The following is a 12,877-nucleotide window of genomic DNA, read 5'->3' as shown; positions in this document are numbered from 1 at the left end:
TAGAAGTCCCCACTGAGTGAAAAAGAGACCACTGCACCCCCACAGTAGTCTCATCTTCTTCATGATTTCTTTACATATTACGACGGTACTGCCCGCCTACTTCGTAGAGGGCGCGTGTTATTTGGCCGAGACTGGCCACTTTTACTGTTTCCATGAGTTCTTCAAAGATGTTTCCTCCGTTCACTGCTGCTTGTTTTAAGCGGGTGAGTGCTTCTTCGGAATGATCTTTGTGTTGTGATTGGAAGTCTCGCAGATTATGAATTTGTGTTTCTTTTTCTTCCTTCGTTGCACGTGCAAGTTCCATGCTGTCCATTTGTTCCTCTGAAGGTGGAGTTGGATTCAGGTACGTGTTCACTCCTACGATCGGAAGTTCCCCGGAATGCTTTTTCATTTCGTAGTACATGGATTCTTCTTGGATTTTGCCTCGTTGATACTGAGTTTCCATCGATCCAAGTACGCCGCCTCGATCATTCAGGCGATCAAATTCTGTCAGAACCATTTCCTCCACCAGATCGGTCAGCTCTTCAGCGATGAACGATCCTTGAAGCGGATTTTCATTTTTCGATAATCCGTGTTCTTTCGTGATGATCATCTGAATCGCCATGGCACGGCGGACCGATTCCTCTGTAGGTGTCGTGATGGCTTCATCATAGGCATTGGTGTGCAGGGAGTTACAGTTATCCTGCAGGGCCATCAAGGCTTGAAGCGTCGTACGGATATCATTGAAGTCAATCTCCTGGGCATGAAGAGAGCGCCCGGATGTTTGAATATGGTACTTCAGCTTTTGACTTCTTTCATTTGCGCCATATTTATCACGCATCACCGTTGACCAAATGCGGCGGGCCACACGTCCGATCACCGTATACTCGGGATCGAGTCCGTTCGAGAAGAAGAACGATAAATTTGGGGCAAACGCATTAATGTCCATTCCGCGACTTAAATAGTATTCAACGTAAGTGAACCCGTTCGCCAATGTGAAGGCAAGCTGTGAAATCGGGTTCGCTCCCGCTTCAGCGATATGGTAGCCGGAAATCGATACAGAGTAATAGTTCCGTACTTTATGATCGATGAAGTACTGTTGGATGTCACCCATCATGCGAAGGGCAAATTCAGTCGAGAAGATACACGTATTTTGTCCTTGATCTTCTTTTAGAATATCAGCTTGCACGGTTCCACGAACGACCTGAAGCGTTTGTTCCTTTACTTCAACATATTCTTCCACCGTCAGCACACGGCCAAGCTCTTCTTCTTTCATGCGGATCTGCTGATCGATAGCCGTATTCATATACATAGCCAGGATGATCGGTGCCGGACCATTGATCGTCATGGATACAGACGTGGAAGGGGCACACAGATCAAAGCCGGCGTATAGCTTCTTCATGTCTTCAAGTGTACAGATGCTCACTCCGCTCTCTCCGACCTTACCGTAAATGTCCGGACGGTGATCCGGATCTTCACCATATAACGTTACAGAATCAAACGCTGTACTCAGGCGTTTCGCATCATCATCCTTCGATAGATAATGGAAACGGCGATTCGTCCGTTCAGGTGTGCCTTCCCCTGCAAACTGACGCTTCGGATCTTCCCCTTTTCGTTTAAAAGGAAACACTCCTGCTGTGTATGGGAATGAGCCTGGAACATTCTCTTTGTATACCCAATCCAGAATCTGTCCGTAGTCTTTGTATTTTGGAAGGGCCACTTTTGGAATATCGAGTCCCGATAAGCTCTTTGTCTTTAATTCAGTGACGATTTCTTTATCACGGATTCTTGTGATGAATTGATCTTTGCTGTAGGTTTCTTTTAACCCATCCCATTTTTGTAAAATCTGTTTCGACTCAGCTGTTAATTTGTTTTCGACTTCATCTTTCAACGTCTGAAGAGATGTAATGACCCCATCATTCGTTTCCTTTTCGTTAACCGCTTCGATTGCCCCTTCCAATTGGAACAACCTGCGTGCGAGGTTCACCTGCTCTTCGGCTTTTTTATGATAGTTCCGGACCGTTTCCGCAATCTCACGCAGATAGTAACGGCGATTGTTTGGAATGATGACGTTTTGCTTTTCCACATATACATCTTTGGAGAAGCTTGTTTTCCAATCCAGTTCCATTTTCTTATTCACGGTTTCCACGATCGCTGCAAACAACGCGTTCGTACCCGGATCGTTGAACTGGCTGGCGATCGTTCCGTATACCGGCATGTCATCTAAATCTTTATCAAAAAGCAAGTGGCTGCGCTGATACTGCTTCTGGACCTGGCGTCTTGCATCCTCCGAGCCTTTACGCTCAAATTTATTGATGACGATAAGGTCGGCAAAATCGATCATATCGATTTTCTCGAGCTGTGACGGAGCACCAAACTCACTTGTCATCACATACATGGACATATCACAGATTTCAGCGATTTCCGCATCCCCCTGACCGATCCCGCTCGTTTCAACGACGATCAGATCATAGCCTGCCGCTTTGACCACATTGATGGCATCCTTGATGGCCAGTGAAAGCTCTGTTTTCGACCCACGGGTAGCGAGGCTTCGCATATAGACGCGAGGATTGAAGATGGCATTCATACGAATGCGGTCCCCAAGAAGGGCTCCGCCTGTTTTCTGTTTCGTGGGATCGATGGATAGTATCGCGATCTTCTTTTCAGGAAGCTCGTTGATGAAACGACGGATCAGCTCATCCGTCAGGGAGCTCTTCCCTGCTCCACCTGTTCCTGTGATCCCCAGTACAGGAACTTTTTTCGCTAAGTTCTTTATTTCAGAAAAAACGGTTTGGGCCGTCGCCGCCACTTCTTCATTCGCTCCGACTTGATACTCGGCAAGTGAAATCAGCTTCGAAACCGTGTTCACATTTCCAGTCGAAAGCTTTTCAACCTCTTGATTCACACTTCCCTTGATTGTCGGGAAATCACACTCTTCGATCATGTTGTTGATCATTCCTTGAAGACCATGCTTGCGACCGTCTTCAGGTGAGAAGATGCGGGCAATCCCGTATTCGTGAAGCTCTTTGATTTCACGTGGGATGATCACGCCCCCACCACCGCCATAAATGCGGATATGAGACGCTCCTCTTTCTTTCAAAAGGTCGTACATATACTTGAAGTATTCAACGTGTCCGCCCTGGTAGGACGAAATCGCGATTCCCTGTACATCCTCTTGAATCGCGGCATTGACGACTTCCTCCACGGAGCGGTTATGACCTAAGTGGATAACCTCTGCCCCGCTTGCCTGGATAATCCGACGCATTATGTTGATCGACGCATCATGTCCGTCAAACAGACTCGAAGCCGTGACAAAACGAACATGGTGCTTTGGTTTATAAATTTCAACCGTGCTCATATTACTCCCCCTGTTCTCCCTTGTTTTTCAAACCCTATGACGCCTGCAAAAGTGAGTTCGATTTGAAGATTGATGTATTCATCGAGTGTAAATCTCTTCTGAAGTGCCCAACGACGGAATCCCCACATCTGTCCCTGGACGAATACATTTTGAGCCAGCATATGGATCTGATCTTCATCAAGCTCAAGCTTTCCACTCTCGACACAGCCAATGATGAGATTTTCCACCATCCCCACCATTTCAAGTTCTTTACGCAGTACATATGGAAGGGCGTCCTTCGATAAGGATTTCGCCTCCTGATACATGACGAGGACTTCATCCTGCATACGATCCATCACTTTAAAATAATGAGCGATGCCAAGCCTTAAGCTCTCCAGTGTCCCTTTTCCGACATCCAGCTCCTCAAGCTCCAGCCGGACCTGCTCATAAATGCTGTCACATACTAAGTACAAGACATCTTCCTTTGTTCGAATATATTCATATAACGTTCCGATACTGAATCCGGCGGCCTTTGCGATCTCTCTAGTCGTGGTGCGATGAAACCCCTTTTGTTTAAATAGAGAGACGGCCCCACGAATCATCTGATCACGCCGCTTTTCTACTAAACGCTCATCCTTAACCGAAGCATGAACTTCCCTCTTCTTATTCAAAACAACCGACCGCCTTTACTATCCATTTCTCCCATTGACCCCATTCCAAGACCAATCTGCCTCATCCCCCAACAAAGCAGATCGTCATATATCTCTCTCTAACTATATATCCAGTCATACCGGGTCTGGCACCCTTAAGAAGCAAGCGCTGATACGAACCCCTTTATGCCACGAAGCATCCCAAAATCTATCAGGTGCCTGACACGCTTCAGGACGACCAAGAGATCCTCTACAAAAATCCCATTACACCCAAATCCCTACTTCGTCACCATCCGCGATATAACCAATCTCTGAATCTCCTGCGTCCCCTCATAAATCTGCGTAATTTTCGCATCACGCATATAACGCTCCACAGGATAATCCTTCGTATAACCATATCCACCAAAGATCTGAACCGCTTCCGTTGTCACTTTCATCGCTGTATCCCCGGCCATCAGTTTCGACATCGCCGATTCTTTTCCGTACGGAAGGCCTTCTGACTCTAACCACGCAGCTTGATAGGTTAGTAGACGGGAAGCTTCGATGGACGTCGCCATATCGGCAATTTTGAATGAAATTCCCTGGTTCGCTGCAATCGGCTTACCGAATTGCTCACGCTCTTTTGCATAATCGACAGACGCATCAAGGGCTCCTTGGGCAATCCCGACCGCCTGAGCTGCAATTCCGTTACGTCCCCCATCAAGGGTCATCATGGCAATCTTGAATCCATCCCCTTCGTTTCCTAGCATGTTTTCTTTTGGTACCTTACAGTCTTCAAATACGATTTCAGTGGTTGGCGATGAACGAATCCCGAGCTTCTTCTCCTTCTTTCCTACAGAGAACCCTTCGAAATCTGCCTCAACGATGAACGCACTCGTTCCACGCTGGCGCTGGGAAGGATCTGTCAAAGCAAATACGATATACGTATCGGCGATTCCACCGTTTGTGATGAAAATCTTAGAGCCATTCAATACGTAATGGTCTCCTTCTAAACGGGCCGTCGTTTTCATACCGCCGGCATCGGATCCTGAACCTGGCTCAGTCAATCCGTAAGCCCCGATTTTTTCACCTTGTGCCATTGGACGAAGGTACTTCTGCTTTTGCTCTTCTGTACCGAATTTATATACCGGCCATCCCGCTAACGATGTATGGGCTGAAAGGGTTACCCCCGTAGACGCACACACTCTTGAAAGCTCTTCAACGGCGATGCAGTATGCGAGGTAGTCACTCCCGATTCCACCGTACTCCTCCGGCCAAGGAATTCCCGTCAATCCAAGCTCAGCCATTTTCTTAAACAAGTCCATATCAAAGCGCTCTTCCTCATCACGCTCGGCAGCAGTCGGGGCCACCTCATTCCGCGCAAAATCACGCACCATCTTACGTATCATTTCATGCTCTTCCGATAATTTAAAATTCATCTCGATTCCTCCATATCTATGATCTACTACATACCGGGTCTGGCACCCTTACGATGCAAGCAAAGCAACAAACCCCTTTACGCCACGAAACATCACTATCAAGATCAGGTGCCTGACACGCTTCAGAATACGTGCACAAATACACTCTTCCAAGATCTCAAACCCATCCATCACTCTAAACCAATAAATTCTTCCCAATCACCATTCTCTGAATCTCACTCGTACCCTCATAAATCTCCGTCACCTTCGCATCACGGAATAGACGTTCAACCGGATATTCCTTCGTATAGCCATATCCTCCGTAAACCTGAATGGCTTCTGTTGAGACTTCCACTGCTGTTTTAGAAGCAAATAGCTTTGCCATGCTTGCTTCTTTTCCACAGGAAATGTTATTTGAACGAAGATTTGCCGCACGATACACAAGAAGCTTCGATCCTTCAACGGCCGTCGCCATATCTGCAAGCTTAAATCCGATCCCCTGTTGGGCTGCGATCGACTTACCGAATTGTACGCGCTCTTTGGCATAAGCGGTGGAATAGTCGAAAGCCGCTTCTGCGATTCCCAACGCCTGCGCTGCGATTCCGATTCTACCGACATCCAGATTCGCCATGGCGATTTTGAAACCTTCCCCTTCTTGACCCAGAAGGTTTTCAGCCGGTACTTTCATATCTTCAAACGTCAACTGAACCGTTCTCGAACCGTGGAGACCCATTTTATGTTCGTCTTTTCCAATCACAAGACCCGGTGTATCTTTCTCTACGATGAAGGCTGATACTCCCCGGCTCCCTTTTGACGTATCCGTTGCGGCAAAGACAATATACGTATCCGCTTCTCCACCATTTGTAATAAATACTTTTGATCCATTTAATACATAGTGATCGTCACGTTTTTCGGCTTTCGTTTTCAAGCTTTTCGCATCCGATCCTGCACTTGGTTCCGTCAGGCAGAAAGCGCCTAAATATTCCCCGGTCGCAAGCTTGGGAAGGTACTTTTGTTTCTGGTCTTCGTTACCGAAATAAAGAATCGGATTTGTTCCTACTGAAGTATGCACAGACAGGATCACCCCGATGGTTGCGCTTACTTTGGACAGCTCATGTATGGCAATGATGTAGGATGTGAAATCCATTTCAGAGCCGCCATATTTCTCAGGGATTGTGATGCCCATCAACCCAAGTTCCGCCATTTTATTCAATATCTCTCTCGGGAATTGCCCTTCTTCCATCTTCTCGATAAACGGCTGGATTTCCGTTTCGGCAAAATCCCGTACCATCTTTCTCATCATCTGTTGCTCTTCCGTGAATCGTAACTCCATGAATGGTCCTCCCTGATGTTCGTCGTTGTTACTCGTATGAATAGAAACCGCGGCCCGTTTTTCTTCCCAACCAGCCTGCTTTCACATATTTTCTAAGTAGCGGGCATGGGCGGTATTTGTCATCACCGAAGCCTTCGTGCAGTGTTTCCATGATGTATAGGCATGTATCAAGTCCGATGAAATCTGCCAGAGTAAGGGGACCCATTGGATGATTCATACCCAGCTTCATCACTTCATCAATCGCCTCTTTACTTGCGACCCCTTCATATAGTGTGTAGATTGCTTCGTTGATCATAGGCATAAGGATACGATTTGAGACAAACCCTGGAAAGTCCTCTACTTCAACCGGTACTTTGTTAAGGGATTTCGTCATGTCTTCGATCACTTGATACACTTCATCCGTTGTCGCAAGGCCACGGATGATTTCAACCAACTTCATGACCGGTACCGGGTTCATAAAGTGCATTCCGATTACTTGTTGGGGACGCTTCGTCGCTGCAGCGATTTCTGTAATCGGTAGTGAAGAAGTGTTAGAAGCAAGGATCGTGTGCTCCGGAGTTATTTCATCCAGTTGAGCAAAGATTTTTGTTTTGATTTCCATGTTTTCAACCGCTGCCTCGATGACAAGGTCTACTTGCTTCGCTTCATGAATATCCGTTGAAGCCGTCAAACGGTTCACTGTAGCTGCTTTTTCTTCTTCTGACATTCTTCCTTTTTCAACGGAGCGCGTCAGATTCTTTGTGATCACACCGATTCCCTTTTGTACAAATTCTGCTTTCAGATCGTTCAGGTAGACGTCGAATCCCGCCTGGGCACACACTTGAGCGATGCCTGACCCCATTTGTCCCGCCCCGATGACCATTACTTTTTTGATGTTCATTATTTTCTCCCCCTTGTTAAAGCTAGTTATCTAGTTGGTTTAGTTTGTAATTGAAGTTGTAGCTGATCATATTTATGCGTACCAGGTACAAGTTAGCCGTTTTGTACCTGGTACAACACTCTCCTAACAGCCTACTGCTTCGGCACCTCAATCATAATCGCATCCCCTTGACCGCCTCCGCTGCAGATCGATGCAATTCCTACACCGCCTCCGCGACGTTTCAGTTCGTATGCCAGCGTCAGGATGATACGGGCTCCGCTTGCTCCGATCGGATGTCCAAGGGCGACTGCTCCACCGTTCACATTGACTTTTTCAGGGTCTAACCCGGCGATTTTCCCGCTTGTCAGGGCAACCGCTGCGAATGCTTCGTTAATTTCAAACAGGTCGATTTCTTCAAGTGATTTGCCTGTTTTCTTCAGAAGCTCATTGATGACGAGTCCCGGTGTTTGCGGGAAGTCCTTCGCTTCGACGGCAATTGCCGTGTGTCCTAGGATGGTAGCTAATGGCTGCTTCCCTTCTTTTATGGCTCGTTCTTCACTCATGAGTACCATGGCTGCCGCCCCGTCATTGACCCCCGGTGCGTTCCCTGCTGTGATTGTTCCTTCTGATCCGAAGACTGGGCCTAATTTAGCCAGAGCTTCGATGGACGTTTCTTTGCGTGGGGCTTCATCTTTACTGACTACTACTGGTTCCCCTCTACGCTGTGGTACTTCCACCGCGACGATTTCTTCCCCAAGAATGCCTGCATCTGTCGCTTTCAAAGCGCGTTCATGGCTTCTAAGTGCCCAACCGTCCTGCTCTTCTCTTGATAATTCAAACTCTTTCGCTGTTTCATTTCCGTACGTTCCCATGTGGACATTGTTGAAGCTGCACGTCAATCCGTCATGAACCATTAAGTCCTTCACTTGGGAATCCCCCATTTTGAAACCCCAGCGAGCTTTCGGAAGGATATACGGTGCATTGGACATGGATTCCATCCCGCCCGCAACGATGACTTCGCCGTCACCTGCACGGATGATTTGGTCACCCATTGTCACGCTTCGCATTCCTGAAGCACATACCTTGTTGATGGTTTCCGTTTTAACGTTCCACGGTAATCCGGCATGACGTGATGCTTGTCGGGAAGGGATCTGTCCCTGCCCCCCTTGTAAAACAGATCCGAGGATCACTTCCTCTACTTCTTCACCATTTATACCTGATCGTTTCAGGGCTTCCTTCACGGCAAAACCGCCCAGCTCTGAAGCTGTAAAACTGCTTAAGCTTCCACCAAATTTACCAAATGGCGTTCTTGCTCCATCTAAAATAACCGTTTTTCCCATCTCAATCGCTCTCCTTTATATCTGAATGATTCGATTCGACAAAAACAAATTGTATACGCTTTCAACTATTCCTAAAAAATTGGACTTACTTTAATTCGACTGAACGCTCGCTCAACCAGTCACCATAAGAGAAGGGACAGTTTTTGTCCCTTTATATACCTTTATTGTACTTCATATTCGTTTAGAACGTAATGATTTTTTAGAAAGTTTTTATTTTTCTATTAAATTTATTATTGTAAAAAAATATTAGGAGTGAAACGCAGATTGAGGCTTTTGTTTCACTCCTAGATGTTCAACTACTGAGAAGCGGACTTTTCATTATCAAACGGATAATATTCTTTTTACGAAGCAGCCGGCTGATCTTTTTGATCGCCACATACCGCTTTTTCAAGGATTTCTGCCACATCCTGAGTAGAGACGGTTTCTTCCACTTCCTTCGCTTTCGTTCCATCAGATAGCATCGTTAGACAGTATGGACAACCCGAGCTGATGACCGATGGGCTGACCTCGAGTGCCTGCTCTGTACGGGAAACGTTCACGCGGTGACCTGCGTCTTCTTCCATCCACATAAGTCCTCCACCCGCTCCACAGCACATACCTTTTTCACGGTTACGTTCCATTTCAACCAATTTCACGCCGGAGATTGATTTCAGGATTTCCCGAGGTGGATCGTATACTTCATTGTAACGTCCCAGGTAACAGGAGTCGTGGAAGGTGATCGTTTCATTCACTTCGTATTTCGGCTTCAGACGTCCTTCTTTTACCAGGTCATATAGAAGCTCTGTATGGTGATACACTTCCGCTTCCAATCCGAAGTCAGGATACTCATTTTTGAAAATGTTATAAGCATGCGGATCGATCGTAATAATTTTCTTGATTTCATTCTTTTCGAATTCGGCGATGTTTTGACCTGCAAGCTCCTGGAATAGGAACTCATTACCGAGTCGACGTGGTGTATCACCGGAATTCTTCTCTTTGTTTCCTAAGATCGCGAATTTCACGCCTGCTTCATTCAGCAGCTTGGCAAAGGATAACGCGATTTTTTGGCTGCGGTTATCGAATGAACCCATGGATCCAACCCAGAATAAGTATTCGAAGTCTTCTCCAGCTTTTTTCATTTCTTTAACCGTAGGGATATGAACGTCTTCTCTCGCTTCACGCCAGTTTTCACGTTCTTTACGGTTCAGACCCCAAGGATTCCCTTGGCGTTCGATATTTTGCATCGCGCGCTGTGCATCTGCATCCATCTTTCCTTCAGTCAGGACCAGGTAACGGCGAAGGTCGATGATTTTATCTACGTGCTCGTTCATGACCGGACATTGATCTTCACAGTTACGGCACGTCGTACATGCCCAGATTTCTTCTTCTGTGATGACATCTCCGATCAGGCTTGGACTGTACGCAGCTCCAGCAGCCGCTTCTTCCGCTGCTTGAGTGGCACTCGCCATCGCAAGTTGATTCCCTTTAGTCCCATTGAATGCAAAAGTCGGCACCCACGGTTTTTTCTGAGTAACGACCGCACCGTGATTCGTCAGATTATCACGCAGTTTCACAATTAGATCCATTGGGGAAAGCATTTTCCCTGTTCCTGTAGCAGGACACATATTCGTACAACGACCACATTCCACGCACGCGTAGAAATCGATCATTTGATGTTGCGTGAACTCTTCAATTTTCCCTACCCCGAAGCTTTCGGCTGACTCATCTTCAAAGTCGATGGGCTTAAGCTTTCCAGGGTTGTCTAATCGATTGAAGTAGACATTCGCAGGACCTGCGATTAAATGAGCGTGCTTGGATTGTGGAACATATACAAGAAATGCCAGTAAGAATAATAAATGGATCCACCATGCCACATAGAAGATGACGATGGAAGCTGTTTCTCCAATGGCTCCAAGTGCTCCTGCAATGAGTGACGCTACAGGCTCTGTCCAGGCAAGCTCTTCACCGTGCCAGATAAGGCCCATTCCGTTCCCTACAAGAACCGATAGCATTAATCCCCCGATGAATAGGAGAACCAATCCTGATTTAAATCCTCTTTTAAGACGAACCAGCTTCTCCACATAGCGGCGGTGGAAGGCCCAAACAACCGCTACCAGGATCATGAGTGTGACAATCTCCTGGAAGAACGTGAATCCGGGATATAATGGTCCCAGTGGTAAGTGACTCCCTGGCGCCAGTCCTTTCCAGATGAAATCGATGGCTCCGAATTGGACTAATATGAAGCCGTAGAAGAACATGACGTGGATCGCTCCACTCTTCTTATCCTTCAAGAGCTTCTTCTGGCCGAAGACATTGACCACGATCTTCTGGAACCGTTCCTTGAATCGCTGGTCGAACTCCACTTTCTTTCCGAGCTTAATATATTCAATTCTCGTCTTTACTACATACACAAACAGACTAAGTGCGTAAACGGTTACAAGAATAAATGCAACCCAATTGAGAATGAGTAACCCATTCATTGAAAAACACTCCCCCTTCTTTGGTTTGACCCGAACTTCCCCTTTGTTCAAACTTTTACAAACCAAATTAATATTCTGAATAGTTCATATATCCATTATATTATGAATGAGCATTCAGTCAATGGTTTTTACCAAGAAAAATGAAAACCTTTACATGAATAGTCATTCATTCGTCGGGAATAACCAGGACTTTTTGTACCCCCCATAGGTTTCAATATGAATCATTTAAGGTAAAAGAAGAAAGAGTGCAAAGTAGGTAAGATTTAAGGACATACTAATGCTAATGCAGATGAGAGAGTGATTATATGTGGTGGTTCATCCTACTGTTAATAATAGTTGTTGTCATAGGCTTGTTAATGATCGACTTTAAGCTGGGTAGAAGTCATTTCATCCGGACACGGACAAGAAGAGATTATGAAAAACGAAACAGCGATATCGAATTATTTTCCAGAGGTCCGGAGCTGTTTGATCGAATGTTTAAAGAAATGAAGGAAGCCAAGTCTTCCATTCATGTTTTATTCTATATCGTCCAAGATGACCATTTTGCTTTACGGTTTATGGATTTACTGAAGGTTAAAGCAAAAGAAGGCGTAGAGGTCCGCTTGTTAATGGATCAGATCGGGAGTCATAATGTGCCTAAATCAAAAGTGAGAATGCTCCGTGACGCAGGGGTGGAAGTGGCCTACTGTCAAAAGGTCAGGCTCCCCTTCTTATTCTTTTCCTCCCAACAGCGTAATCACAGAAAAATCACCGTCATTGATGGGGGGATTGGGTATTTGGGAGGGTATAATGTAGGGAAAGAATATATTGATGAAAATGACAAACCCGAGCTGTCTCCTTGGAGGGATTATCATCTCCGTTTGGAGGGTGAAGGCGTTCACGATTTACAAACAGAATTTTGTATCGATTGGTTCAGGGCAGCGAAGAATGAACTTAAAAACGAAGTGAAATACTTTCCTCCAGCTGAAAAAGGAAGCATCACACATCAGATCTTCCCTACAGAAGGTGTGAATATCGAGGATTTCTTCAAGAAGTTCATTGATGAAGCACAAGATGAAATCATTATTGGGACTCCTTACTTCATCCCCACACCCATTTTAATGGATGCCCTTTGTCATGCATTGGAACGTGGCGTTATCGTAAGGGTCATCATTCCAAATAATGCCGATCATATGTTAGTGAAGGAAGCAGCATTCCCTTATTTTAGAACCTTACTGGCTAAAGGGGCAAAGGTGTATCAATTTATGAACGGTTTTTACCATGCTAAGGTAATGATCATAGACGATCATTTCTGTGATTTAGGTACGGCCAATTTTGATAAAAGAAGCTTTTTTATCAATCTTGAGATCAACAACCTTATTTTCGACAAAGAATTTATTCATACATTAAAAAAAGAGATGGCAAAGGATATGGAAGCATCCGACATGCTGAGCGAAAACGATCTTGCAAATGTTTCCTTGCTCACTCGTATAAAGGAACGTGTCGCTTCATCCATTTCCATTTTACTTTAGGGGGGAAACCAC

General features: G+C 45.8%; 8 protein-coding genes. 1 reads left to right on the top strand and 7 read right to left on the bottom strand.

What is annotated here, in order from left to right:
• Window positions 1-70: 70 nt before the first annotated feature.
• The 7 genes from icmF to RSX31_RS17105 all read right to left on the bottom strand — a co-directional run bounded on the left by icmF (window position 71) and on the right by RSX31_RS17105 (window position 11,354).
• Window positions 71-3,337, bottom strand: coding sequence for a fused isobutyryl-CoA mutase/GTPase IcmF (gene icmF, locus RSX31_RS17135; protein ID WP_315635298.1), 3,267 nt, complete (start codon window positions 3,335-3,337; stop codon window positions 71-73).
• On the bottom strand, window positions 3,334-3,987 hold the full coding sequence (locus RSX31_RS17130) for a TetR/AcrR family transcriptional regulator (RefSeq protein ID WP_262372010.1): 654 nt from the start codon (window positions 3,985-3,987) through the stop codon (window positions 3,334-3,336). The genes icmF and RSX31_RS17130 overlap by 4 nt, the downstream gene beginning before the upstream one ends.
• 257 nt (window positions 3,988-4,244) lie before the next feature.
• The gene (locus tag RSX31_RS17125) at window positions 4,245-5,384 is read right to left on the bottom strand and encodes an acyl-CoA dehydrogenase (protein ID WP_034765086.1); all 1,140 of its coding nucleotides are present in this window, start codon (window positions 5,382-5,384) and stop codon (window positions 4,245-4,247) included.
• A gap of 175 nt (window positions 5,385-5,559) precedes the next feature.
• Window positions 5,560-6,696: an acyl-CoA dehydrogenase gene (locus RSX31_RS17120; protein WP_315635295.1), complete on the bottom strand. Its 1,137-nt coding sequence runs from the start codon at window positions 6,694-6,696 to the stop codon at window positions 5,560-5,562.
• A 28-nt stretch (window positions 6,697-6,724) separates the two neighbouring features.
• The gene (locus RSX31_RS17115; RefSeq protein ID WP_315635292.1) at window positions 6,725-7,576 is read right to left on the bottom strand and encodes a 3-hydroxybutyryl-CoA dehydrogenase; all 852 of its coding nucleotides are present in this window, start codon (window positions 7,574-7,576) and stop codon (window positions 6,725-6,727) included.
• A 131-nt stretch (window positions 7,577-7,707) separates the two neighbouring features.
• Window positions 7,708-8,895: an acetyl-CoA C-acetyltransferase gene (locus RSX31_RS17110; protein ID WP_315635290.1), complete on the bottom strand. Its 1,188-nt coding sequence runs from the start codon at window positions 8,893-8,895 to the stop codon at window positions 7,708-7,710.
• 341 nt (window positions 8,896-9,236) lie between these two features.
• A complete protein-coding gene (locus tag RSX31_RS17105) occupies window positions 9,237-11,354 on the bottom strand; it encodes a 4Fe-4S dicluster domain-containing protein (protein ID WP_148970671.1) in 2,118 nt (705 codons plus the stop codon).
• A gap of 305 nt (window positions 11,355-11,659) precedes the next feature.
• On the opposite strand from RSX31_RS17105, the gene cls reads away from it, so the two are divergent.
• Window positions 11,660-12,865: a cardiolipin synthase gene (cls, locus tag RSX31_RS17100; protein ID WP_315635287.1), complete on the top strand. Its 1,206-nt coding sequence runs from the start codon at window positions 11,660-11,662 to the stop codon at window positions 12,863-12,865.
• The last annotated feature ends 12 nt before the right edge of the window (window positions 12,866-12,877 follow it).

This window comes from Rossellomorea yichunensis (assembly GCF_032337515.1).
GTDB classification, from domain to species: domain Bacteria; phylum Bacillota; class Bacilli; order Bacillales; family Bacillaceae_B; genus Rossellomorea; species Rossellomorea yichunensis.
Note: the sequence above shows the minus strand (reverse complement) of the source record. Positions and strands in the feature narration are given on the sequence as shown.